At 36.4% G+C, this 25,222-nt stretch carries 19 protein-coding genes and 3 pseudogenes; 18 read left to right on the forward strand and 4 right to left on the reverse strand.

Annotated elements, in window-relative coordinates:
* The first annotated feature begins 3 nt into the window (after positions 1 to 3).
* From J6L97_RS03415 to J6L97_RS03470, 12 genes and pseudogenes are all read left to right on the forward strand, one after another.
* A complete protein-coding gene (locus tag J6L97_RS03415; RefSeq protein WP_057726887.1) occupies positions 4 to 2,112 on the forward strand; it encodes a peptidoglycan D,D-transpeptidase FtsI family protein in 2,109 nt (702 codons plus the stop codon).
* Positions 2,113 to 2,187: 75 nt separating this feature from the next.
* The gene (gene rpmG / locus J6L97_RS03420; RefSeq protein WP_003548272.1) at positions 2,188 to 2,337 is read left to right on the forward strand and encodes a 50S ribosomal protein L33; all 150 of its coding nucleotides are present in this window, start codon (positions 2,188 to 2,190) and stop codon (positions 2,335 to 2,337) included.
* Between the two features lie 54 nt (positions 2,338 to 2,391).
* Positions 2,392 to 2,955: a 5-formyltetrahydrofolate cyclo-ligase gene (locus tag J6L97_RS03425; RefSeq protein WP_005728452.1), complete on the forward strand. Its 564-nt coding sequence runs from the start codon at positions 2,392 to 2,394 to the stop codon at positions 2,953 to 2,955.
* A 33-nt stretch (positions 2,956 to 2,988) separates the two neighbouring features.
* Positions 2,989 to 3,675, forward strand: coding sequence for a rhomboid family intramembrane serine protease (locus J6L97_RS03430; protein WP_057726888.1), 687 nt, complete (start codon positions 2,989 to 2,991; stop codon positions 3,673 to 3,675).
* The gene (locus tag J6L97_RS03435; RefSeq protein ID WP_005719816.1) at positions 3,675 to 3,914 is read left to right on the forward strand and encodes a YqgQ family protein; all 240 of its coding nucleotides are present in this window, start codon (positions 3,675 to 3,677) and stop codon (positions 3,912 to 3,914) included. Before J6L97_RS03430 ends, J6L97_RS03435 begins: the two co-directional genes overlap by 1 nt.
* A gap of 58 nt (positions 3,915 to 3,972) precedes the next feature.
* Entirely contained in the window at positions 3,973 to 4,374 is a 402-nt protein-coding gene (locus J6L97_RS03440) for a rhodanese-like domain-containing protein (protein WP_005719815.1), read from the forward strand.
* 77 nt (positions 4,375 to 4,451) lie between these two features.
* Entirely contained in the window at positions 4,452 to 5,372 is a 921-nt protein-coding gene (gene miaA / locus J6L97_RS03445) for a tRNA (adenosine(37)-N6)-dimethylallyltransferase MiaA (RefSeq protein ID WP_013086631.1), read from the forward strand.
* Complete coding sequence (locus J6L97_RS03450; RefSeq protein WP_005719813.1) at positions 5,365 to 6,615, forward strand: methionine gamma-lyase family protein; 1,251 nt, start codon at positions 5,365 to 5,367, stop codon at positions 6,613 to 6,615. The genes miaA and J6L97_RS03450 overlap by 8 nt, the downstream gene beginning before the upstream one ends.
* A 135-nt stretch (positions 6,616 to 6,750) precedes the next feature.
* The gene (gene glnA / locus J6L97_RS03455) at positions 6,751 to 8,088 is read left to right on the forward strand and encodes a type I glutamate--ammonia ligase (RefSeq protein ID WP_005719812.1); all 1,338 of its coding nucleotides are present in this window, start codon (positions 6,751 to 6,753) and stop codon (positions 8,086 to 8,088) included.
* A gap of 289 nt (positions 8,089 to 8,377) precedes the next feature.
* Positions 8,378 to 9,292, forward strand: a complete 915-nt coding sequence (locus J6L97_RS03460; RefSeq protein ID WP_013086629.1) for a hypothetical protein — start codon at positions 8,378 to 8,380, stop codon at positions 9,290 to 9,292.
* 144 nt (positions 9,293 to 9,436) lie between these two features.
* Entirely contained in the window at positions 9,437 to 10,426 is a 990-nt protein-coding gene (locus J6L97_RS03465) for a hypothetical protein (RefSeq protein WP_005722211.1), read from the forward strand.
* 452 nt (positions 10,427 to 10,878) lie between these two features.
* Positions 10,879 to 11,737, forward strand: a pseudogene (locus tag J6L97_RS03470) (IS982 family transposase).
* 78 nt (positions 11,738 to 11,815) lie between these two features.
* On the opposite strand, the gene J6L97_RS03475 reads toward J6L97_RS03470, so the two are convergent.
* Positions 11,816 to 13,123 carry an APC family permease gene (locus J6L97_RS03475; protein WP_057726889.1) on the reverse strand — a complete coding sequence of 436 codons (1,308 nt, stop codon included), beginning with the start codon at positions 13,121 to 13,123 and terminating at the stop codon, positions 11,816 to 11,818.
* Between the two features lie 332 nt (positions 13,124 to 13,455).
* On the opposite strand from J6L97_RS03475, the gene J6L97_RS03480 reads away from it, so the two are divergent.
* A complete protein-coding gene (locus J6L97_RS03480) occupies positions 13,456 to 13,689 on the forward strand; it encodes a hypothetical protein (RefSeq protein WP_057726890.1) in 234 nt (77 codons plus the stop codon).
* 34 nt (positions 13,690 to 13,723) lie between these two features.
* On the opposite strand, the gene J6L97_RS03485 is transcribed toward J6L97_RS03480, so the two are convergent.
* The gene (locus tag J6L97_RS03485; protein ID WP_005728142.1) at positions 13,724 to 14,902 is read right to left on the reverse strand and encodes an IS256 family transposase; all 1,179 of its coding nucleotides are present in this window, start codon (positions 14,900 to 14,902) and stop codon (positions 13,724 to 13,726) included.
* Between the two features lie 140 nt (positions 14,903 to 15,042).
* Between J6L97_RS03485 and J6L97_RS03490 the strand changes: the two are divergent.
* A pseudogene (locus J6L97_RS03490) lies at positions 15,043 to 16,923 on the forward strand (putative ornithine decarboxylase); the annotation flags it as partial.
* A 333-nt stretch (positions 16,924 to 17,256) separates the two neighbouring features.
* Here J6L97_RS03490 and J6L97_RS03495 read toward each other — a convergent pair.
* Both J6L97_RS03495 and J6L97_RS03500 read right to left on the reverse strand, forming a co-directional pair.
* On the reverse strand, positions 17,257 to 17,625 hold the full coding sequence (locus J6L97_RS03495) for a hypothetical protein (protein WP_054833006.1): 369 nt from the start codon (positions 17,623 to 17,625) through the stop codon (positions 17,257 to 17,259).
* Positions 17,618 to 18,937, reverse strand: coding sequence for a Y-family DNA polymerase (locus J6L97_RS03500; RefSeq protein WP_057726961.1), 1,320 nt, complete (start codon positions 18,935 to 18,937; stop codon positions 17,618 to 17,620). The genes J6L97_RS03495 and J6L97_RS03500 overlap by 8 nt, the downstream gene beginning before the upstream one ends.
* A gap of 231 nt (positions 18,938 to 19,168) precedes the next feature.
* Here J6L97_RS03500 and J6L97_RS03505 point away from each other — a divergent pair, with 231 nt between their 5' ends.
* From J6L97_RS03505 to J6L97_RS03520, 4 genes and pseudogenes are all read left to right on the forward strand, one after another.
* Complete coding sequence (locus J6L97_RS03505) at positions 19,169 to 21,376, forward strand: glycoside hydrolase family 31 protein (RefSeq protein ID WP_057726960.1); 2,208 nt, start codon at positions 19,169 to 19,171, stop codon at positions 21,374 to 21,376.
* Positions 21,369 to 22,367 carry a LacI family DNA-binding transcriptional regulator gene (locus J6L97_RS03510; RefSeq protein ID WP_057726959.1) on the forward strand — a complete coding sequence of 333 codons (999 nt, stop codon included), beginning with the start codon at positions 21,369 to 21,371 and terminating at the stop codon, positions 22,365 to 22,367. Before J6L97_RS03505 ends, J6L97_RS03510 begins: the two co-directional genes overlap by 8 nt.
* A 3-nt stretch (positions 22,368 to 22,370) precedes the next feature.
* Complete coding sequence (locus J6L97_RS03515; protein WP_013086622.1) at positions 22,371 to 23,588, forward strand: extracellular solute-binding protein; 1,218 nt, start codon at positions 22,371 to 22,373, stop codon at positions 23,586 to 23,588.
* Positions 23,589 to 23,820: 232 nt separating this feature from the next.
* A pseudogene (locus J6L97_RS03520) lies at positions 23,821 to 25,215 on the forward strand (S8 family serine peptidase); the annotation flags it as partial.
* Positions 25,216 to 25,222 lie beyond the last annotated feature (7 nt).

Here is a 25,222-nt window from a genome sequence, read left to right on the forward strand (position 1 = left end):
TACGTGAATTATTTTAGAAAAAATAGTGGGACTGGCTCAAACAAGCATTCCTCAACTCCAATTAGAATGCGAATCATTCTAGGGGTAATTTTAGTCCTCTTTGCCATGTTAATTGGGCAATTGGCTTATTTGCAACTAGTTTATGGTTCACGTTTCAAGGCAGAAGTGCAAAAAACTGATTCAACTGTTGTTTTGCATCAAGTGCCACGTGGTGTCATGTATGACTCCAAAGGCCGCGTTTTAGTAGGTAATAAAGCAACCAATGCTATTACTTATACTAAGAGTGCCTCGACTACAACAGCAGATATTTACAAGATATCTAATGCCTTGAGTAATTATATCAAGATTAGCGATGAAAAGCCGACAAAGCAAATGGCAGCAGATTATTATTTAGCTAATGAAGATAATAATACTAAGATATCTAATGCTTTGCCGAAGTCAGCCAAGATTGATGCTGATGGCAATAAGAAGACTTCAGCTGAAATCTATCAAGCGGAATTGGCTTATGTTGAAAAAATGAATCCTAAACTACCCACTCGGCAAAAAACAGCGGCTTTAATCTTTAATAAGATTTCAGGGGCTTATACTTTATCCACGATTTATATCAAGAATAAAGGCTTAACCGATCGTGAAATTGCCCAAGTAGGTGAGCACTTATCAGAGCTTCCTGGTGTGGGTATCGGAACTGACTGGCAAAGATCCTATCCAAATGGTTCATCTATTCAAAGTATCATTGGTTCGGTTTCAACTGAAAAATCTGGTTTACCAAGTGATAGCTTGCAGTACTACTTAAGAAATGGTTACTCACGTAACGACCGGGTAGGTACTTCATATCTTGAAAAAGAATATGAACCACTTTTGAAGGGAACTAAGTCGACTAACCAGGTTATTACTAAATCGAATGGTAATATCCAGCAGACTAAGACTGTTTATAATGGTCAAGCCGGTGCCAGCTTAATGTTAACGATTGACGCTAAGTATCAAAAGCAAGTACAGGCTACTTTGAAACGGGTTTACAGTACAGCTGTTGGTAACGGTGCAGCAAGATACTCTAATGGTGCCTATGCCGTGGCGATGAATCCTCAGACTGGTGCTTTGCTAGCTGTAGCCGGGATTAATCGAAACACGAACACTGGTAAAACGACTGATAATGCTTTAGGTGTAATTAACCAATCCTTTGTTATGGGATCAGTTGTTAAGGGGGCTACTGTTGGTGGTGGATTAATTAATAAGGTTATTACTCCCGAAAACAATACTTTGCCTGATACGGCAATTTATTTGCCAGGTTCACCAGTTAAAAAGTCAGTTTATCCAGTTGGTACTTTCAGTTCATTGGATGCTGAAACAGCGTTGGAAGTCTCCAGTAATATTTACATGATGCACTTAGCAATGAAATGGGTTAAGGCTAGTTATGTACCGAAGAGCTACATTCATATGCCAAACGATGCCTTTGACATTTTACGGCGTAATTTTGCTATGTTTGGCTTAGGTCAAAAGACAGGCGTTGACCTACCTGGTGAAGTGTCAGGAATTGAAGGTAAGTCATTTAATGACAAGGGTAATATTCTTTCCGGTTCTGTACTTGATCTAGCTTATGGTAACTATGATGCTTATACACCAATTCAACTAGCCCAATATGTGTCAACTATTGCTAATGGTGGTAAGAGATTGCAACCTTATATTGTGCAATCAGTTGGTAAAACTAGCAAAAATGGCAAGAAGATTTACATTAGCTACAATAAGAAGCCAAATGTCCAACAAGTAATTCCTTGGACGCTTGCGGAACTTAATGTGGTTCAAACAGGGTTCTATCGTGTTGTTCACGGTACGAATGGTTGGGGAACTGCTCACCCATTGAAGAATGTTAAGCCATCAATTTCTGGTAAGACTGGTACTGCACAAACTTTCTACTATGATGCTGAACACCCTAATAGAAAGCACAATATCGAATTGATTAACGCAACCTTTATTGGCTATGCTCCATCGAAAAATCCAAAATTAGCAGTGGCGGTTGTTTTCCCAGGATTAGACCCTGATGGTGAAGGAACATACACATTGCAAGTTGCCAAAGCAATGGTACAAGATTATTTCAAACTTCATTCAACAAAATAAAGAATAATACTGGTCAAACAGCTTGAAAAATGCTATTCTAGTACAGTCAGAATAAAAGTGTAGGTGGTGAAAAAAATGGCAGATAACATCATTTTAGAATGCACCGAATGTGGCGATAGAAGTTACTTATCTAAGAAGAACAAGCGTAAGCATCCGGAACGTTTATCCTTAAAGAAGTATTGCCCAGTTGAAAGACGCGCAACACTTCACCGTGAAACTAAGTAATAAACCAAGATAGCAGGCTACGTGCCTGCTATTTTTTGTTTTTTGGACAAAAAGATGGAAAAATCAGAATTAAGAAAAGAACAAATCAGTAAATTAAAAGAATTTGCCAATACTAAAGAAAAAAGAGCAGAAGATGCGATTTTATTAGAGAAATTAATGTCGACAGATCTAATTAGAAGAAGTCAGACGATTGGGGTAACTGCTTCTTTACCACTAGAAGTAGATACTTCTGAATTAATTGCTCGTTTGTGGGATAAAGGAAAAGAAGTTTATCTGGCAAAGGCACGAAGCGATCAAAATCATACTTTAGACTTTTTACGCTATACGTATATGAGCAAATTGGTAAAATCTAAATTCGGTGTGGAAGAAGTTGCCGATGAAGATGCGAAAATCAATAATGATTTGGATTTAGTCATTGTGCCAGGTTTAGCCTTTGCCTTAGATTCGCATATTCGACTTGGCTTTGGTGGAGGTTATTATGATCGCTTTTTGGCTAAGCATGATCCTAAAACTGTTGCTTTAGCCAATAGCAAAATGACGTTCGATACTAGCATTTGGCCTATCGAAAAAACCGATATTCCGGTTCAAACAATTGTTACTCCTGATAAAATTTATTAAAATAGTCACAATGACGAAGATAAGGGGGATTAAATGAATACTCAACGAAAAATTAACCTCTCACAATCATTTGTGACTTTAGGAATTTTAGTAGTTTTATTAATAGTCTTTTTAGTTGAAGTGTTTTTAGGTGGCTCAGAGAATACCAATGTCTTGATGAAAATGGGAGCCATGAATAATTTTGCCCTGGTGGCTGGACACCAATGGTGGCGCCTATTTATGGCCCAGTTTTTGCATATTGGCATCATGCATTTGGTTTCTAATGCCATTATTATTTACTACATGGGGCAGTATATGGAGCCCTTAATGGGACATGTGCGCTTTTTAGTGACTTATCTTTTAGCTGGGGTCGGCGGCAATCTAATGAGCTTGGCTTTCAGTGCTGATCGCGGCTTAAGTGCTGGTGCCTCAACAGCTTTATTTGGTTTGTTTGGGGCAATGACTGCCATTGGCTTGCGCAATTTGCATAATCCAATGATTGCTTTTTTAGGTCGACAAGCCTTTGTCTTAGCTTTGATTAACTTAGCGCTTGATATTTTTGTGCCTGGAATTGATATCTGGGGTCATATTGGTGGCTTAATTGCTGGCTTCTTATTAGCGATTATCTTGGGCGATCGTGTAATGAAGACCTACAATCCTAAGTGGCGCGTATTGGCTGCTGCAGTGTTAGTCGTATATGTTGTTTGGACGGTTAGAACAGGAATGATAATTAATTTCTAATGAAAACTCTCTACGATGTACAACAATTATTAGAAAAATACGGAATTTTGGTTCATGTTGGCAAAAGAATTTGGGATATTGAATTAATGGCTTTAGAGCTCGACAATATCAATCGTGCCGGTCTGATTGACCAACATGATTATTTGATTGCCAAGATGATTTTAAGTCGAGAACATCGAATTGAAGTCAAAAATGAACAAAAAAAGGCGCTCAAAGATCCGAAAAATGATAGCCAGTAAATTAGTTTAGCGGTATCATAATAGATGTAAGTTTTTTATGAAAGGGCAGATTTAGTTTATGTCGAGTTTTTTAATTGTCTTAGATTTAGTTTTATTAGTCATTATTTTAGTCATGGTTGGTATCTGGGCTTGGAATAAAATTCAAGCTAAATCAATCGGTGGCGAATTGACTAATGAAGAATTTAAAGAAGGCATGCGTAAGGCACAAATTATTGATCTGCGTGAAAAAGAACCGTTTAAACGCAAGCATATTGATGGCGCTCGCAACTTGCCATATACCATGCTTAAGTATCAATATACTGAGCTTAGAAGCGACTTGCCAGTTTATCTTTACTCAGATTCAAAGACCATTACTTTGAGAGCTGCCCGTTTTTTAAAGAAAAAGGGTTTTGTTTCTATCCATTGGCTTAAAGATGGCTTTGAAGCTTGGGATGGTCGAACTAAGAAGTCAAAATATTAAATGAAAAGAAGACGCATTTGGAGGGGGTAACTCTAATGCGCTCTTTTTTTGTATCAAAATTAAGAAAGGTGATGGTGATGAAAAAGGTACTAGCGATTGTAGGACCAACAGCTATCGGTAAGACAAACTTGGCGATTGATTTAGCTAAAAGGTTGAACGGCGAGATTATTTCTGGCGATTCCATGCAAGTTTACCAAGAAGTGGCAGTGGGAACTGCAAAGGCGACTGCAGAAGAACAAGCGCAAGTGAAACACTACTTAGTTGATACGCAATCCGTTTTTGACGAGTATTCAGTTAAAGATTTTGTGGATCAAGCAACAAAAGCGATTGAAGAGATTAGCCAAAAAGGTAAGTTACCAATTATTGCAGGCGGGACAGGTTTTTATGTTAATGCTTTATTGAATAAGATGCAGCTAGGCGAGAAAACTCCAGAAGAGCGTAGCGTTTCGCAAAAGTGGGAAAACTACCTCAAGGAAAAAGGCGCAGAAAAATTGTGGCAGGTCTTGAATGAGCAAGATCCTAAGGCGGCAGAAAAAATACCAGTAGCCAATAGTCGCAGAACTATGCGAGCATTGACTGTGATTGAGCGTACAGGCAAAAAGTTTTCAGAGCAACAAAAGCAGATCGAGCCGCGTTATGATTACTTGATTATTGGCTTGAATTCTGACCGTCAAGAGATATATCGCAGGATTAATTTGCGTGTTGATAAGATGATGGAGCAAGGGATGCTCGATGAAGCAAAATTTATTTATCAAAATCGAGCACGAGAGTATCAGGTCTTGCAAGCAATTGCGTATAAGGAATTTTTCCCTTATTTTGAAGGGCAAGAGACGCTAGAGCATTGCATTGAAGATTTAAAGACAGCTTCGCGCCGATATGCTAAACGTCAATTGACTTATTTTAGAAATAAATTACCAGTAGTTTGGTTTGATCCGTTAGATGATCCGGGTTGCGAACAAAAGATATTGAAGAAAGTCAAGGAATGGAAAAATGAATAATTTGCCAGAAAAATTACAAAAAATTGTTAAAGAAGTTGATCAACAGATCGCACCTAAACTGGTTGAGATTGAAGATCAAATTGTCTATAATACGGCTAAAGTTTTGGCGGCTTACCAAGCTAATGATGTCGCTGAAGCCGATTTAAATGGGGCTAATGGCTATGGCGACGATGATATGGGAAGAGATAAGCTAGATAAGATCTATGCTCAAGTTTTTCAAACTGAAGATGCGGTAGTTCGGCCTCAATTTGTTTCAGGTACGCACACCTTGTTTGTAGCTCTAGCAGGCAATTTGAAATACGGCGATACGCTAACTTATTTAACTGGACAGCCTTACGATACTTTGCAAAAAGTGATTGGCTTGACTGATGATAAGCGTGGTACTTTAGTCGAGCGCGGCGTGCATTTTTCATATGTGCCGTTAACCGATGATGGGTTAGTTGATTATGACGAGGCTGAAAAGGTTCTTAAACGTGATCAGCCTAAGATCGTTGCCATTCAACGTTCACGTGGCTACTCCACCAGAAAGACCTTTACAGTTGATCAGATTAAGGACATGATTGCCTTTGTTAAACGGGTCAGCCCTAAGAGTATTGTCTTTATTGACAATTGTTATGGCGAATTTTCGGAAAAACATGAGCCAACTGAGTATGGTGCTGACTTAATGGCAGGATCGCTGATTAAGAATGCTGGTGGTGGTCTAGCTAAGACCGGTGGTTATATTGTTGGTAAAAAGGATCTGGTTGAAAATGCAAAACTTGCATTGACTGCTCCAGGCTGCACCGATGAGGGCGCCACTATTGGCAATTTGCATGACTTTTATGAAGGCTTTTTCTTGGCTCCTAATGTTACCGGTATGGCTGAAAAGGGAATGATTTTTGCGGCTGCTTTGTTTGCCAAAATGGGCTTGAATGTTACCCCAGCTTGGGATGAGAAGCGAAGCGATATTATTGAGACAATTATTTTTGGTGATCCTGATAAGATGGTTAAATTTGTGCAAGAAGTACAGAAAAACTCACCGATTGATTCCTTTGTAACGCCTGAAGCTGTGCATATGGAGGGCTACGAAGATAAGATTATTATGGCTGCTGGTAATTTTGTTTCGGGTTCAACTATTGAATTTTCAGCGGATGGTCCAATTAGACCACCTTATGCGGTTTATATGCAGGGTGGCTTGACTTATGCGCATGACAAAGTAGCTATTATTAACGCGGTTCGTGATACATTTTTTAACAAAAAATAAAATTTAAAAATAATCACTAGACCAATTTGACTTTTTAAAATTGGTCTGCTATTGTATTAAACAGTTCTAGGAGATAAGAATAAATCATAGGACCATACCAATTTAATATTTTTTGTTTTTATAGGTGAATTAACTATGAGTAAACAATATACTGCAGAAGAAATTAAGCAAGAAGTTGAAGACAAGGACGTTAGATTTTTACGCTTGGCCTTCACTGATATTAACGGTACTGAAAAGGCCGTTGAAGTACCTAAGAGTCAATTAGATAAAGTTTTGACTAATGACATTCGCTTTGATGGTTCTTCAATTGATGGCTTTGTTCGTCTTGAAGAAAGTGACATGGTTTTATATCCAGACTTCTCAACTTGGACAGTATTGCCATGGGGTGACGAACACGGTGGTAAGATTGGTCGTTTGATTTGTTCAGTTCACACCACTGATGGCAAGCCATTTGCTGGTGATCCAAGAAATAACTTGAAGCGTGTTCTTGGTGAAATGAATGAAGCTGGATTCGACACTTTTGATATTGGTTTTGAAATGGAATTCCATCTTTTCAAGTTAGACGAAGATGGCAATTGGACTACTGAAGTTCCAGATCATGCTTCATACTTTGACATGACTTCAGACGATGAAGGTGCAAGATGCCGTCGTGAAATCGTTGAAACTCTTGAGGGCATGGGCTTTGAAGTTGAAGCAGCTCACCACGAAGTAGGTGATGGTCAACAAGAAATCGACTTTAGATTCGATGATGCTTTGACTACCGCTGACAGATGCCAAACCTTTAAGATGGTAACGCGTGCAATTGCTAGAAAGCACGGTTTGTTTGCAAGCTTTATGGCTAAGCCTGTTCAAGGTCAAGCTGGTAACGGGATGCACAACAACATGTCATTATTTAAGAATGGCAAGAACGTCTTTTATGACAAGGATGGCGAATTCCACCTTTCAAATACTGCTCTTTACTTCTTGAATGGTATTTTGGAACATGCTCGTGCCATTACTGCAATTGGTAACCCAACCGTTAACTCATACAAGCGTTTAATTCCAGGTTTTGAAGCTCCAGTTTACATTGCTTGGGCTGCTAAGAACCGTTCACCACTTGTACGTATTCCAAGTGCTGGTGAAATCAATACTCGTTTGGAAATGCGTTCAGCTGATCCAACTGCTAACCCATACTTGTTACTTGCTGCATGTTTAACTGCTGGTTTGAATGGTATTAAAGAACAAAAGATGCCAATGAAGCCAGTTGAAGAAAACATCTTTGAAATGACTGAAGAAGAAAGAGCAGAACATGGTATTAAGCCATTACCAACTACTCTTCACAACGCAATTAAGGCCTTCAAGAAAGATGATTTAATTAAGAGCTCATTAGGTGATCACTTAATGCACAGCTTCATTGAATCAAAGGAATTAGAATGGTCTAAGTACTCACAATCAGTTTCAGATTGGGAACGTCAACGTTACATGAACTGGTAAAAATAAATAAGTAATTGGAAAATCTCGTGGTGATTGAGGCCACGAGATTTTTTTGTAAAGTATAGATTTTTCAAAAGCATATCTAATCGTAATTAGTCTAATTACGATTAGATATGTGAACTTATGGATAAGTTTTTAAATCTAGTAGGATAAACTTTTATCAAAAATCAAAAAATATTCTCTTCAAAGAAGAGCAAACTGCTATATAATTGTAATAATGACTGGACTGGTATCCCTAATTAGTTTAGGGATACTTTTGTGTTAATGAGAATGTATTGGAGTCGATGGAATGAGAAATAAGACATTAGTAGCATTTTGTTTGATAGCTGCAATGATCAATTTAACTGCTTGCCAATCGCAAAAGCAGACTAATAATCGCCAAACTATTGAAAAATCTGGTGTGACTCAGAAACAGACTCCCAAAAGATTAATTGTTAAGAGTATGTCAGATACTGAAAAATCTAGTGCAATCTCAATTTATGGATCGATGAAATATGGGGATGCATGGAAGACTGCATATAGTGATGCCAAGAAAAATCGTTTGAGCATTAGTGTAAAAAATCGAACTGGTTTTAATTGGATAAAAAAAGGTAGAGGCTACATTTATGAAGTAACTGGCAATGGTCAAGAAAATAATGCTTTTTATACAATGAAAAGTGAAACCGTATATTTTTATAATCAGAAGAAAAATTTAGGTGTAGCAAGTTTATCTGAAATAGCTTCATATTTAAATGAACATAATCAAGTAAAATCTGTAGAAAAATTAGCAACTAAGACTACTTTGGCTGCTGAAGTTACATCTGACAAATATGGGGTTAAGGGTGACGATGGCCTAGCATTAGTTCCAACGAGACTTTGGGGTACTTGGTACAACTATAAAGGAAAGAAGTTAGTAATTACTGATCATACTGTTAATGGTGAAGAAATTCATCATATTTCTAATTCTGGTGTAGCAGCAGAATCCTTAGATCAAACGAAAAAGTGGGCTAGAGCTCGGATCGAAAATATTAATGGATTAAATTGCTATCATGTTCAAACATTGAATGCCCAAGATTTTGGCTTACTTTATTCTGTCCAAAAAGATAATGGCAATACGGCAGTAGTAACTTATAGCGTTGATACAGGTCATTATACGGCTACTTATTGGAAGAGCACCAAGATAGCCAAGGAACACCGAAATGCAGAATTTAAGACTTTAAATTAATATTTGTAAAGAAGTATTAAAATAATTGCAATAAACAAAAAGTATAATTTTTGTAAAATAATCGTGTAAGAAGTTGGCGGATAGTATTTTTTATAATACTATTAAGCAAAGAGATAGAATTATTGAAAGAAAAGGGGATTCCTTTTGAAAAGTAAATTAACTGTTTTGGTTGCAATTTCAGCTGCTTTAACTTTAGCAGGATGTAGCCAAAGTACACAAGGTAATAGTAATTCACAATCACAGTCAGAAAAATCAAGTCAAGTTTCTAAGAGTAACTCAGAAAAAACTGGCACCTCAGAATCAAGTAACAGTCAAAACTCAGCAAAATTATCTGCTGAGAATATGGACTATAAGACGCAGGCTAGTGCAATCTCTGTCTATGCTGCACAAAAGTATGGCGACACTTGGGAAATTGCAGTTAATGCTGCCAAAAATGGTAATTTAGGTGTTGCGTTCAGAACCAAAGCCGCAACAGGTATTACTTCTGATGACTCAGGATATGTTTATGAGGTCTCCGGTACCGGTAAAAGCAGTAATGCTCGTTACATGCTAAACGGAGATGGAGCACAAAAGAAAATTACTATTTTTGTTAAGCAAAGAAACCTTGGTACTGTAACTTTACAAGATGTAGTTGATTACATTAATAAAAATAATGATGTTGATCTAGTTCAAAGCTTGGCTAAAAATGCCAAACTAAATGTTAAACTTGAAGGCGATAATGACAATGCAGCTGGTGCTAAGGAATCTGCTAGTGCCGTAATTCCATCAAGCTTGCAAGGTACTTGGTACACTGCAGATACTGGCAATGGCAATATCGATACTTTGACTGTAACTGCTAATAAGATCAATGATGAAGCTGGTTTTAGCATGGATGTAAAGGCTAAAAATTCAGGTTCATCAACTAGTTCAGGCTATATGAAACAAGCTACTATTAATGGAATTAATTTCTATAGTTTTACTAATATGGGTCAAGAACCAGGTCAAGGCAGTACATATTTGGCACCGCATACTGAAAATGGTCAAAGTGTAATTGTTTCAGCTAACTCTAAGGGAACAACTAATGCTGTCTACTGGAAGAGCGAAGCCTTGGCTAAGCAAAACTCCAACAAGCAATTTAGCGATCTACAGTATTAAAAGTGAATAAAATATAGAATTAGGCGATATCTTTGTGATATCGCCTTTTTTGTTGTGAAGACGTTTTTATAAAACTTTTACTTACGAAGAAAAAATTTTTCTGGTAAAGTAACCAACGTTGCAGAAAAAAGGAGGAAAAATTTAATGGATAATACTCAAAGTGGGATGAAAGCTCGCATCATGTTCAACGGCCTTGGCGTGCTATTCTTCCATTAATGTTTGGAGCATTTTGGGGATGTTCAGTGAAACTTCGTTGAATAGTGAATGGAAGTCGTTAATTACTTAGTATTTGGAGTGGCTAATACTTTTTTTGATTTCTGTAAAACTAATTTACTGTCAATAAATTTTATAATATGATACGCGTGGTGCTAGTTAAATCGTTTTAGTTAATAAAAAAGTCCAATCGGACTAGACTCAAGTTGTAGTATTCAATAGAAAAGAGTCTGATCTGATTGAACTGCCTTAAGCTTAAGCGTTTTAGTCATCCTAACACAAGTTGGTTTTAAAGATTTAGTCAAAATTTGCCGGTACTGGTATCGTTTATCTGCTCCGGCTGAATTTAGTCAACGGCGAAACATCAACCAGGTAAAAGTTACGGACAGTTTAATTTTGGCTTTGCTTATCTGGCAGGCCAAGACTGGAATCGAATCACAAAGAAGGTTCTGCGCATGCTTCGGCTGTCTATCGCATTCGCGTTTTAACCGCCGTTCTCGACAGCTGCTCCAGTTGATTTATCAGATACGCCAAAAAATGAATCAAAAAGTTGATTTAAGCGGACAATTCTTGATTATTGACAGTTTTCCCGTTCCAGTTTGTCAGCCGGTTCGCAATTATCGCGTAAGGATTTTTCGCGGTTCTGCGAATATTGGCTATAAGGCAACCAAAAAGATCTACTATTATAGTTTCAAAGTTCATGCGATTGTCAGCGACGACGGCTATGTTCTTGATTATGCCGTAACCCGCGCCTCAGTCCATGATGCCAAGGAAACGGTGGAACTAATGAAAAATACTCATCCAGCCAATCGCTATCTGCTTGGCGATGAGGGCTATTTAGGCCAACGATTGCATGATCAATTAAAGCAAATAGGCTATGAACTGTAGACGCCATATCGGAAAAACATGGCTGGCGCCAAAAAGCACAATGATCGTCAATTGATGGCTATTCGCAGAACAATTGAAAGCGACTTTTCACTTCTAACTTATTACAACGCCGAGAACAATCGAGCGCGCAGTTTAACTGGCTTTCAAGCACGATTAGAAATTGCTATTCTGACTTATAATCTAGCTTATTGTCTAGAACGATTTAACTAGCACCACGCGTATAAGCTAAATATTAGAAAAGGGCAAAACATTTCAAATAGTTTTGCCCTTTTGATATCTATTCTTTTGTTAAATTTTCATTTTGCGCTTAACTTTCCATTTACGAAGCAAAGGTAAAATAAATCCTGTACCGAATAAGAATAGTACTACTACGATATTCATCCATAATTGATGAAACCATTTCGGTGTTCCAAATTGCCCATTCTGCGGAAGAAATGCCATTGTTGCACAAATGAATGTTAATAGGAAACACCACCAGCCTACAGCCAGTGCGCCTTTTCTGTTTTTAATAAATACAAATTCATTTTTACCAAAGTGTTTACGATTATATCTTAAAATCAGAAAACATAGAAATACTACAGCAGTTTTGTATGGTGAAACGATAGTATTGATATTAAGTAACCAGTTAACAAAATCGTTAATTTTAGGTAACGTACCACCAAGGACAATTAGTACTAAAGTAGTTCCAGCGGTAAAAATGTAACTGTTAATTGGACGGCCGTTTTTATTCTTTTTGAGTAGCCAACTAGGCATGTACTTACCTGCAGTATCTGATGCTAAGAAACGACTAGCGGCATCAATTAAGGCAGCAATTTGAGCTAATAGACTAACCAAGCAAACTATAGAGTATGCAAGCATTAAGCTATTACCCATACCAGCTTCGCGTCCCAATAATTGGAAAGCAAAATAATCACCATTCATTTTGAAGTCATTAGGAATATGCTTTGCATCAAATAAAACAGCTAATCCGAGTGTTTCTAGAATGACCATAAGGGCAGTAACAAAAAATAGGAGCCACATGGTCTTAGGAAATTCTTTTTGTGGGTTTCGTAATCTTGAAATATATGGTGCTGCCAGTTCTGCTCCTGACATTGCGAAAATAAGCATACTTGCACTGGAGAAATAATGCAGGCTTAAATGAGGTTTGATGTTGTTCCAAGTTAATTTAGTTGCAATATGTCCACCATGAGACAACGACCATACAATCATACCAAAGAATACTAACGTCATTACTACCATGGCGATACCGCTCCATAATGAAGTTGCATCTAGGGCATCCTTAACGGTATTATCGAAGATCAAAAATAACAATATGATTAGAAAGGTTATAAAACTAAAGACCATTGGCGACATTTTTTGACTTAGCGATCGATTGCCAAGAATTACCCAAGATATGGATACAACTACTGAACTAGCACAATCTATTAAATAAGGAATTGTTTGTGCCCAGTACATCCAACCAGTGGCATATCCTAGTAAATCGCTTCCTGTACCGCGCCTAATCCAAGAAGACATACCACCTGCTTCTTCACCTTCATATGCACTACCTAATTCGGTGGAAATCAAAGTGTAGGGCAGCTGATAGAAAAGAAGCATGATAATCCATAATACTAAGACGAATAGTCCATATTCTTGCTATGGGTAGAATGGATCTTCGAAACTGATAACTGTTATGTAGACAAACATGGATAGGGTTATCCAACCCATATAATGCTTTTGAGTGTTTTCCTCTGTCATTTTTACTCCCTTTAAAAACTAATTTTGAGGTTGGTTTTCAAAATTAGAAGAAGGGGGCTTGTTTTGTCTTTTTAAAAACTCAAAAAAGTACTGCATTTTTGCTAAATAATTTTTCCTCCTAAAGGTTAGTCTTATTATTACGCAAAAATTATCTATAATAAAGGTATCATTAATATTTTATGGAGGGTAAAATGCATTATCTAAGAATAGCTGCTCGAAAAGATTTGTTGCCATATTTGCCGAAAAATTGGCCAACTATTGAATTAAAAGAGAATCTAAATGGTGCATATTTAGCCGCAGTTGTTGTCCGAAAAAAGGATAGCCGTGGAGTGGGTATGCAAAAAGTATTTGCTAAACAATTAAAGTTAGATTTACCTTTGATTATTTGGGAAGATAAGAAACTGTCAAATCTTTTGTGTAAATAGATCTTTCTCGTAAATTGATTTTTTAATTATTTATTTAATCAAAGTAGGATTCTAAGGTGTCCTGAACCTGACCAAAGCCTTTATGAATTCGATTGAAATAACGGTCATTGTAGCTCATTGCCTGGATGCCAATAAATGCATCAAGCGACTGTTCAGTTGGAAATTCTGCCTTAGGCTTAGCTTTACGCTTGATGACGTTGTTAAAGGATTCAATCATATTGGTTGAATAAATTGAAGCTCTGATTTGTTTGGGATAATTGTAGAAGACTAGCAGATCGGGCTCAATTTCCTTCAAACCTTTGATGACATGGCTATAAGCTTTATTCCATTTGGCATAGAATTTGTGCAAGACAGCTGCAGCTTCTTTTTTGCTTGTCTGTTGATGTATCTGCTTGAATTCGTTCATGATCTTTTCACGATCGTCGACGCGTACTTTAGCGCAGATATTGCGCATGACATGAACCAGGCAGCGTTGAAAATGAGCTTTAGGATAAGTCCTGGCCAAGGCTGTTTTCATGCCAACAACACCATCAGAAAGAAAAAGCTCAACTTGCTTCAAGCCTCTGGACTTCATGTTTTGAAGCATCTCTGTCCAAACTTCAATGTTCTCACTAGGAGCAATGCAGTAGTCAATGACTTCCTTATGTCCATTAGGTTTAATGCCAATGGCAATATATACTGCTTCACGCTCAAACGTTTCTCGGCGCAAAGGAAGGTATGTCGCATCCAAATAGACACAGAAAAACTTGTCGCTTAGCTTGCGCTTGTGATAAGCCTCAATCTTGGGGAGCATCTGCTTGGAAATATTTGATACTTGAGCTGGACTATAATGACTGCCATACATTTTCTCAATCAAGTCAGCGATTTCTCTGGTAGTTACGCCTTTGGAGTATAGCTTGATAATCGTGCTTTCCAAAACATCAGAGTGCTGCTTGTAGTCAGGCAGCGTGTGCTGATGAAACTGACCGTTGCGGTCTCGAGGCACTTGCACTTCAATTGGTCCAAACTGGGTATCAACCTTGCGGAAATAAGCACCATTTCTAGAATTGCCAGTATTCCAGCCATTTCTGGCATAGGGATCATAGCCTAGAAAGGCAGTCAACTCAGCTTCTAGCAAGTTATTAACAGCCTGTTGTAGCTCTTTGCGCAATAAATCATTTATTTTGTCTGGATTGAATAGAGCTTGAGCAAAATCTTTGGTAAAATCATTCATGAAGGAGTTCTTCTTTCTGTATGTGTTTTTTTGTTCAAACCAATCATACGAGAAAGGAACTCCTTTTTCTAATGTTTAAAGAAATAAATTTAAGGAATCATTCATCCTTACACAAACTATTTTACAGTCTCGAAGATAATCAAGATATGATAAAGGAAATTGATCAAAAAGCGAGTCAGTATGAAACAAATGTAATTCCTGAATTTCTTAGAGACTTAACTAAGTTTGCTGATCAGGACGATTTGATTTTAAGTACACCAGGACATCATAATGGTCATTTCTATGATCGTCATCCAGCTGGAGCGGTGATGAAAGAATTCTTTGGTCATAACTTGTTTAGAGCAGATGTTTCTGATAGTGTATTTGAACTGGGAGATATGATGACTCATGAGGGTGGACCATTAAAAGCAGAGGAAGAAGCCGCAAAAGCGTACAATGCTGATAAGGTTTACTTTTGCACTAATGGGACAACCAGTGCAAATACTATCTGTGCAACTGCTGTATTGAAAAATAATGATCTCGTTCTGTTTGATCGTAATAATCATAAAAGCTTATACAACAGTGCATTAATTATGACAGGTGCTAAACCTGTTTATTTACCTACTGATAGAAATGCTGATGGATTAATTGGACCATTGACTAAAGAAAGTTTAAACGAAAATAAAATTAGAGAAGAAATTGCTAAAGTTGATCCTGATCGAGCTAAAGTCAAACGTCCATTTAGAATGGCAGTATTACAGTTGGAAACATACGATGGCGTATTTTACAATGCAAAGTACTTAATTGAAAAATTGGGTAGGCTTTGTGATTATATTCTTTTTGATTGTGCTTGGGGAGGTTATGAACAATTTGTAGATGTTTTGCGCGATTTGTCACCATTACAACTGTCTTACGGTCCAGATGATCCAGGTATTCTAGTAACGCAATCTATTCATAAACAGCAAGCTGGAATTGCTCAAGCTTCTCAAATTCTTAAAAAGGATGGTCATTTGAAAGGGCAGAAGCGTTATGTTGACCATAAGCACTTCAATCATGCATATCTTAAATATGTAACCACAAGTTATTCTTATCCAATTTATTCTTCCTTAGTTGTAAATGCGAAGATGGCAAATTCACCAGCTTGCAAATCTTGGTGGGACGATACAGTTAAACTTTCAATTAAATTTAGAAAAAGATTGCTAAAGGAAAGTAAGCTTTTTAGACCGTTAGTGCCTTTAAAAATTAATGGTAAAAAATGGCAAGATATTTCTACAGAAGTGTTAATGCATGATAAGCAAGCCTGGAAATTAAGTCCTTCTGATGATTGGCATGGATTTAATAAAATCGACGATAATGAAGTAGTTTTGAGCCCGTTAAAATTAACAGTTCTTAATCCAGGTATTGATTTAAGTGGTGAAGAATATGCTGAAGAAGGGATTCCAGGGGTTATTCTTGAAAATTATCTTCACGAAGAACATATTATTCCAGAAAAATCTGATATATATTCAACACTTTATTTAATTACTCCTGGAGAAAGTAATGTTGATATGGAGACTTTATTTGATGCATTAATGAGGTTTGAGCATGCTTATTTGGATAAACAAGCATTATCTGAAGTGATGCCACAATTAGTTAAGAAATTTCCTGATCGCTATAAAGGATATACTCTTTACCAGCTTTGTCAGGAAATGCATCAATATTATAAGCAGAATCATATCTTTGAGCTTGAAAGAGATTTGTTTCTTAAGACAACCTTTCAAGATTATGTAATGAAGCCTGGCCAAGCTGATTTCGACTTTAATGAAAATAAAAGTCAATTAGTAGAGCTTGATAACTTAAAGGGAAGAATAGCGCTAGAAGGTGCATTACCATACCCACCAGGTGTCTTTATCGTGGCACCAGGAGAAAAATGGCAACAAATTGATATTGATTATTTCAAAATTTTACTTAGCGCGGCAGCTACTTTCCCTGGTTTTGAGCCAGAAGTTCAAGGTGTTTATAAAGATTCGGGTAAAATTGTTGGAGAGGTATTAAGGAAATAATAAAATATACTTCTATTTTGAATAAGCATTATTTTATGTTGGTTTTAATTTCTAATTGAGTTATTTTAAAATGTTTTTGCTAGAAAAAAGGCACTATTATATCGGCAGATGAGTAAATTAATTACTGAAACTGAATTAAGATTTAACGTAAAGACTGTTAGTGTTGAAGACATGACCAACATGCTTGAAGATTTAGGTTGGAAAGAAAACTAAAAGACAAATTAAGAAAAATTCTAACTACGATGCAGTAGTAAAGTCACATCGCAATATCGATCAACTAAGAAAGCCAGTGTAGGTAAGTTAACCTATGCTGGTTTTTGGTTTACTAATATTTTAGCTAATAATTTGCACATGATTTATTGCTTCCAAAGGCAACTTAGATCCTGATACAATAATTGTTTCTTGATCGTAATAACCTTCCACAAAGCCTTTAATATCAGGTGATAAATTACCATTTTCATCTAGGTCTTTTAGTTGAAGTGAGATCAGTCTATGATTACAAAAGGAATCTAGCAGAATTTCACTAATTTTATCGACAGTCATTTCAGACTTTTTAAAATAATTAGTATTTCTTTCAATATTGCTCTTGCTAATTTTTACAGTATGATCACTCAAAAAGAAACCAGACCATTTCTTCATGCCAGAATCCTGATAATTACGAAAGAACTCATCTAGTTTTTGGTCGAATGCATTTTTATTCATAAGCATTACCACCATTATGTCCACCAACTAATTTGCTACGCTGGATAGCTGTTGCACCTTTGGATAGACTGGATGCTTTAACTACTGCGGAAAAGCCGTACTTTTTACGCAATTTGTCTACTACATGGTCAAGCTTGTATCTTTTGATCTGTAGTTCTGGATCTTCCAGGATATTTAACTGCATACTGTGGTCGGGAACGAGCTCGCTATAGCTAACGCCAATACAGCGTACAGCTTCACCTCGCCAATTTTTTCTAAAAATAGCTAGTAAAGTTTGTACAAGTTCATGATTAACATTAGTTGGAGTGATTTTTCTTTGAACATTAAAACCATCGTGATCATTATCATAATCTAGTTCTGAAAGGGAGAAGCCAATATAAAGACTGACCTTGCCTGCACACAAATTATGTGCTCGAATTCTAGCTCCAACTTGTTCGCCGATTTCTCGAATGACAATTTCGATTTCTCGTTGCTGAGAATAGTCCCTTTGTAAAACCTGTGAGTTGCCATAGCTTTTAGTTTTTGGGTGATACTTATGACTGATAATACTGCGATCAACGCCCCAGCTTTCCGCAAATAGCTGCTCACCAATAATACCAAATTCTTTCTTGAGAATGGCTGGATCAGTGTGCGCCAGTTGGTAGACATTATTAATGCCAATTCTACGTAAATGATTAGCAGTGCGAGTATTAATGCCCCAAACGTCTTCTAATTTTGGAATACGCCAGATCGTATCTGGAACATCGATGTAATGCCAGAAGGCAACCATAGATTTATTGTGCTTAGCCTCATTGTCCATGGCAAGTTTAGCTAATAAGGGATTTTCACCAATACCACAAGTTGTATAAAGCCCTAGAGTATCGTGAATATCTTTTTGAATTTTATGAGCAACATTATATGGATCATTACCAAATAGTTTCCAAGAGGTTGTCATATCAATCATGCCTTCGTCGATTGAGTACATATGAATATCTTCATCAGCTGCATATTTACGAAAAATATCGAGTACCTGCATGCTGCGTTTGATATAAAGATTCATATGTGGATCAACTAGCATTAAGTCTGGTGCTTCTTTTTTAGAGGGTAAGTTTCTAGCTCTCATGACATTGTGTAGGTTATATTTTTTCTTAGCTAGAGGAGAAGCAGCCATAATCAAGCCTGATCCCCAGGGAGCATCTGGCTGTCTTGAAATAACCACTAGGCAAGCTTTCATAGGATTAAGGCCTAATCGTAGGGCTTCGCATGATGCGAAAAAGCTTTTGTTATCAATCATAAAAATAATACGATGAGGTTCGTACTTGAAATCATACATAATACCGTCCGCCTTTAGTAAACTGCACGAACTAACGTACGCACATTTATATTATATAAACTTTTGTTCGTGCGAACAAGTGGGCATTTTATTTTTTAATTATAAATTGAGCGGCGAAACTATAAAATGATTCGTGTAAAAATAAATACATTTTTATTTGACTATTTGGAACGTTCCAATTACAATGTAATTAGTTGTTTAAGAAAGCGATTACAAAAATGAGGAATGATTATGAATAAAATTATTAAAGGAGACACATATCGCTTTACAGTTATTACTGATTCATTAATAAGAATCGAACAAGATAATAGTGGTATATTTGAAGATCACCCTACAACGGCTGTATTACATAGAAATTTTAAAAAGGTTAATGCAGAGATATTAAAAAATCATAATAATCACATTGTTGAGATCATAACTGATGCTTTTCATTTGTATTATGATGGTGGCACATTCGCTCCTGATACTTTATATGCAGATATCAAAGTATCACAAGCATTACATGTAAGCAGATGGCATTTTGGTACTGAGAATGCAGAAGGTACTAACAACCTAAAGGGAACTGCTAGAACTTTGGATAGAGCAGATGGTGAGATTCCTTTAGAGAATGGGATTATGTCTAAGGATGGATATAGCTATTTCGATGATTCTAGTTCGTTTATTTATGATAAGAAGAACGATAAGTATTATCCAAGAAGCAATGATTCAGTAGATGGATACCTATTTACTTATGGGCATGCATATCAGGAAGAACTTCAAGATTTTTATGAGTTAACTGGTAAAACGCCTTTAATTCCAAGATTCGCATTAGGAAATTGGTGGAGCAGATATCATCCGTATACTCAGGAAGAGTACAAAAAATTAGTAGAAACATTTGAACAAAAGAAGATTCCAATTAGTGTATCAGTTATTGATACTGATTGGCATAGGGAAGATGACGTTCCTGCTAAATATGGTTCACCATGGACTGGTTTTACTTGGAACAAAAATCTGTTTCCGGATCATATTAAGTTTTTAAGTTGGCTTCATCAACATAATAAGCACATTGGATTAAATATTCATCCGGCTGATGGCATTAGAGCTTTTGAAGATCAATACCCAGTGGTTGCTAAAGACATGAATTTGGATACTGAATCGGAAGAACCTGCTGCTTTTGATCTAGAAAACAAACAGTTTAGAGGAGCTTACTTCAAAGATGTATTACACCCACTAGAAAATGAAGGAATTGACTTTTGGTGGATTGATTGGCAACAAGGCTATAGCTTATCTGATAAGAAGTTAGATCCTTTGTGGTTACTTAATCACTATCAATTTGAGGATATTGCTAAGCGCAAGCCGGATGAGGCAATTATTTTAAGTCGATACGCTGGTGTAGGATCTCACAGATATCCACTAGGATTTTCAGGAGATACAGTTATTTCTTGGAAATCATTAGCCTTTCAGCCATATTTTACTTCTACAGCTTCAAACATTGGCTACACGTGGTGGAGTCATGATATTGGTGGTCATATGATGGGTGAATCTGATGGTGAGCTAACTACTAGATGGTTACAATTCGGGGTATTTAGTCCAATAACAAGACTTCATTCTTCAAATAATTTATTCTCTGGTAAAGAGCCATGGAACTTTAGAATGGATTATGAAAAATATCAAGAAAAATTCCTTCGTTTACGTTCTAAGCTAGTTCCGTATATTGATACTGCTAATTATCAAACTCATGAAAATGGTATTCCAATTGTAAAGCCACTTTATTATGACTATCCAGAGTCGGATGAAGCGTATGAAAATAAAAATGAATATTTATTTGGATCAGAAATGTTAGTGTCGCCAGTAACTAGGCCACATGATAAGGCGACACAAGAGGCTTACAGTACTACCTGGTTACCTAAAGGAGAATGGGTAGATTACTTCAACCATCTTTTGTATAAGGGTGATACAACTATTAAAACTTATCGAGATTGTAGTCAACTCCCTGTTTTTGTTAAGAAAGGAAGCTTGATTGTAACTAATCCTGACTATATGGAAGATATTGACAAATTACCTGAAACATTAGATGTTGAAATCTTTCCAGGTAAGAATAGTAGTTATTGTCTAGTTGAGCATATAAAAAATAAAGTAGCTAAAACAACATTTGAATGGAATAATCAAACTCGTATTTTAACGATTAATGTTGATGATCCAACAGATATTATCCCTGAAAACAGACAGATTCATCAAAAAATAATTAATTATCAAAAGTCAGATGTAATTAAAGAAGCGTATCGAAGACTTCAAACGGCACAAACTAGTTTTGAGCTGAAACAGAAGCTTTACTTAGCATTTTCTTCAGATAAATATCAATACGCTAATTTTATCAATATGTTAAACAACATTAATGATGAGAATCTAAGAAACAGTTTAAGTGAATTAGCATATTCCAGAGAGGCATATCATGAGTAGAAAACCTACTATGAATGATGTGGCTAAACTCGCTGAAGTAGGAAGAGGCACAGTTTCTAATTATATTAACGGTCAAAAAGTAAAAGAAGAAAATAGATTAAAAATTCAAAAGGCTATTGATGAGTTAGGATATGTACCTAACTTACAGGCTAAAGAATTAAGGACATCGATAAATACTGAGGTTGTATTTATTGTTCCAACTAATTGGACGCCATTCTTTTCTGAAATGATTTTTTATATGCAAAAACATCTCGGTCGGTTTGGCTATAAGATGATTTTGGAGAATTCACATAGTAGTCCCGAAGAAGAAAAAGATATTTTACAAATGGCTGCTTTGAATCAGGTGGCAGGTGTAATTACTATGTCTTATTCTGATCTTTATAATTTTATAGATTTTAAAAAGAAACTGAACTTGGTATCTATAGAGCGATTTGTCGCACCGGAGGTGCCATTAATAAGCAGTGACAATAAAGCAGGTGGTAGATTAGCAGCAAAAAAACTTATTGAAATGAAAAAGAAAAATATCCTTTTAATTAGACGAGATGTGCATCATTATAATGCAACAGATATTAGAGCAAAAGCATTTAAGGAATACATGCGGGGTAAAAAAGTTAAAGTAGATGAGTTTTCTGCTTCGCTTAAAGATACATATCGGCAAGAGATTGTGGAGTTCTTAAAACAAAAACTAACTTCTAAGCAGTATGATGGTATTTTTGCCGTGACCGATGAATACGCTCTGGTTGCTAAAGAAGCAATAGGTGTGATTCAGCCTGATTTGCTAAAAGAAATCGAAATTATTGGTTTTGATGGAGCAAGGGGGTCTAAAGAATCAAGAATAAAAGTAGATAGTATTCAACAGCCAATTGAGGATATTGTTAAAGAAGCAGTGTCCGTTCTTATTCGAAAAATTAAAGGGGAAGAAATAGGTAATAACTACAAAAAAATACTACCTGTTTCATTTGTAAAAGCTGAAAAGCTAATGGGAGAATAAATCATGAAATTATGGAAAAAAGTGTTGATGTGTAGTTCAGTTGTTTTAGCTGGGTTAACTTTAGGTGCATGTAGCAACGATAATAGTAATTCAACTTTATCCAATGATAATAAGAAGCCTATTACGCTGTGGGTTGCTACTGATTATGTTCCTTGGTATAAGACTTCAGTTAAACAATTTGAAAAGAAGTATCCGCAATATAAAGTTAAAGTTGCTCAAAGTCCTAATGGTACGGCAAACGCTAAAACTGATGTTGGTAAGGATCCAACTAAGGCTGCCGATGTATTCGCTGTTCCAAACGATCAGTTAGGATCCATGGCTGATGCAGGATACATTAACCCATTATCTCCTAAAGATGTAGCAAACATTAAGAAGAATGATACTGCTGTAGCATATAAGGCATCTCAATGGAAAGGTAAGTTGTATGGCTATCCATACACTGCAGATGTGCAATTCTTGTATTACAACAAGTCAAAATTATCAGCTTCAGATGTTAAAGATTGGGATACTTTAACAAAAAAAGGAGTAGTTGCAACTGATTTCTCTAATGCGTATAACATTTGGCCAGTAATGTTTTCAGCAGGTACAAAGCTGTTTGGTGACAGTGGTGAAGACCTAAAAGGTTCAACAATGGATAGCCAAAATGGTGTTAATGGTTTGAAGTGGGTTGCAGAACAAAAGAATAATAAAGGCGTAATGCAAACCACTAATGCATTGAACCAGTTAAAACTTAATCATGCGCAAGCCATCTTAGATGGGCCATGGGACGCACAAAATGTTAGAAAGATTCTAGGAAAGAATTTTGCAGTTGCTCCATATCCAACAATTACTATTAATGGACACAAGAAGCAAATGCAGGCATTCTTAGGAATTGGTTGTTTTGGTGTCAACTCTCATACAAAGAATGTTAAAGCAGCTAATGCATTAGCTGAATTTTTAACTAGCAAAGAACAACAATTGATTGTACACACTAAGACAGGTGAGACTCCTGTAAATAAGGCTGCACAAGCTACAGCAGCCGTTAAAAATGATAAAGTCGCTGATGCTGTTATGACTATGTCAAAGCCTGGTTATTCAGTAATTATGCCAAAGATGCCACAAATTACGACATTCTGGAATGAATCAGCTCCACTTCTTAGCGGTGTCTATGATCATAAAGTTAAACCTGCACAATATAGAGCTAAGTTGGCTAAATTACAAAAAGATATTTCAAAGAAATAAATATTTTATTTAATTTAAGTCATTTCTATAAACAGTATTAATAAAAGCATTTTAGAAAAGTCAATAAATCAACAATTTAATGACATTGTTGATTGTTGGCTTTTTTGTTATTTTAGTAAAATTAAAAAAATATAAAATAAATATTGCTTATATAAAAAATAGATGATATTATTTATTAAATTTCTTTAACGAGATTTAATAAAACTTACAAAATTAGATAGGGGATGCAAGTATGAGCAATTTAACAAATCCAAATGATCATAAAGATCTGTCGTTTTTATTTAAATCAGTGGATCGATTGGCAGCTTTAGAAACACAAAAGAAGGCCGATACGATTATTAGTGTTCGCAAGAAGTGGGTAGCTGCTGCCATGATTGCTCTTGCTTCTGGATCTACCGTTTTATTAACTAGTAATACTGCTAATGCTGCAACTTCAGATGTTAACTCTGAAGTACAGGTAACAGCACAAAATCAAAACACAACAGAGAATAAGACGCAAGCTGGAGATACAGCTAATAGCCATGATACTGAACAAAATGTTACAGTGCAGGCTAATTCATCTCAACAAAGTAATCAAGAAACTAATACAACTGATCAGAACAATACACCGGAAAATAATAATCAAGTACAAGCACCGGCCAATCAGGCTGATCATGTTAAAGGAAATGTTCAATCTGCATGGGACCAGGGATATAAAGGTCAAGGTACTGTCGTAGCTGTTATTGACTCAGGAGCTGATCCAAGCCATAAGGATTTTCAAACAATGCCTGAAAATCCTAAGCTTTCAAAGGATGATATTCAAAAAAAGATTGAACAGCAGGGGTATGGGAAGTACGTAAATGAAAAGTTCCCATATGTTTATAACTATGCTGATAGAGACAATGATTACATTACTTCTGATGACACTAACTCAAATGATTCTCCTCACGGTCAACACGTTTCAGGTATCATTGCTGCTGATGGAAAACCAGATGGTAATAAAGAATACGTTGTCGGTGTTGCTCCAGAAGCTCAATTGATGCAATTGCGTGTTTTCGGTCAGTTCTCAGATGAAAAAACTGATGATGTTGCTAAGGCTATTTACGATGCTACTAATTTAGGTGCGGATGTAATTCAAATGTCCCTTGGTCAAGGTGTTGCAGATCAGCAATTAACTAATATTGAACAAAAAGCTGTTCAATATGCAATTGATCATGGTGTGTTTGTTTCAATTTCTGCATCAAATAATGGTCATTCAGGTTCAGTTGATAATACAAGTAATGTGACTTCTGTAGAAAGTTATGAATCTGGAAGTGCAGATGGTAATTATGAACCACTTAATTCAAGTACAGTGGCCAATCCTGGTGCTTCTAAAAATGCATTAACAGTTGCTGCAGAGACTTCAGCTACTGGTAAAGATAGTGACATGGCTGGATTTTCATCTTGGGGACCGGTACAAGACTTTACTTTAAAACCTGATTTGGCTGCTCCAGGGTATCAAGTTGTTTCTATCGTCAACAATAATAATTACCAAACAATGAGTGGAACCTCAATGGCTGGTCCATTCGCAGCAGCAAGTGCTGCACTGGTAATGCAACGGCTAAAGAAAACTAATCCTGAATTAAAAGGAGCGCAGTTGGTTGCTGCTCAATGTC

Source organism: Lactobacillus crispatus, assembly GCF_018987235.1.
Lineage (GTDB): Bacteria > Bacillota > Bacilli > Lactobacillales > Lactobacillaceae > Lactobacillus > Lactobacillus crispatus.

Bases quoted from the DNA above. Each gene is read 5' to 3' on its own strand.
- J6L97_RS03435 (WP_005719816.1), top strand. From the start codon at position 3,675: ATGAAAACTCTCTACGATGTACAACAATTATTAGAAAAATACGGAATT.
- J6L97_RS03510 (WP_057726959.1), top strand. From the start codon at position 21,369: ATGAGTAGAAAACCTACTATGAATGATGTGGCTAAACTCGCTGAAGTA.
- rpmG (WP_003548272.1), top strand. From the start codon at position 2,188: ATGGCAGATAACATCATTTTAGAATGCACCGAATGTGGCGATAGAAGT.
- glnA (WP_005719812.1), top strand. From the start codon at position 6,751: ATGAGTAAACAATATACTGCAGAAGAAATTAAGCAAGAAGTTGAAGAC.
- J6L97_RS03430 (WP_057726888.1), top strand. From the start codon at position 2,989: ATGAATACTCAACGAAAAATTAACCTCTCACAATCATTTGTGACTTTA.
- J6L97_RS03480 (WP_057726890.1), top strand. From the start codon at position 13,456: ATGCATTATCTAAGAATAGCTGCTCGAAAAGATTTGTTGCCATATTTG.
- J6L97_RS03495 (WP_054833006.1), bottom strand. From the start codon at position 17,625: ATGAATAAAAATGCATTCGACCAAAAACTAGATGAGTTCTTTCGTAAT.
- J6L97_RS03440 (WP_005719815.1), top strand. From the start codon at position 3,973: ATGTCGAGTTTTTTAATTGTCTTAGATTTAGTTTTATTAGTCATTATT.
- J6L97_RS03485 (WP_005728142.1), bottom strand. From the start codon at position 14,902: ATGAATGATTTTACCAAAGATTTTGCTCAAGCTCTATTCAATCCAGAC.
- J6L97_RS03450 (WP_005719813.1), top strand. From the start codon at position 5,365: ATGAATAATTTGCCAGAAAAATTACAAAAAATTGTTAAAGAAGTTGAT.
- J6L97_RS03500 (WP_057726961.1), bottom strand. From the start codon at position 18,937: ATGTATGATTTCAAGTACGAACCTCATCGTATTATTTTTATGATTGAT.
- J6L97_RS03505 (WP_057726960.1), top strand. From the start codon at position 19,169: ATGAATAAAATTATTAAAGGAGACACATATCGCTTTACAGTTATTACT.
- miaA (WP_013086631.1), top strand. From the start codon at position 4,452: ATGAAAAAGGTACTAGCGATTGTAGGACCAACAGCTATCGGTAAGACA.
- J6L97_RS03475 (WP_057726889.1), bottom strand. From the start codon at position 13,123: ATGCTTCTTTTCTATCAGCTGCCCTACACTTTGATTTCCACCGAATTA.
- J6L97_RS03460 (WP_013086629.1), top strand. From the start codon at position 8,378: ATGAGAAATAAGACATTAGTAGCATTTTGTTTGATAGCTGCAATGATC.
- J6L97_RS03425 (WP_005728452.1), top strand. From the start codon at position 2,392: ATGGAAAAATCAGAATTAAGAAAAGAACAAATCAGTAAATTAAAAGAA.
- J6L97_RS03515 (WP_013086622.1), top strand. From the start codon at position 22,371: ATGAAATTATGGAAAAAAGTGTTGATGTGTAGTTCAGTTGTTTTAGCT.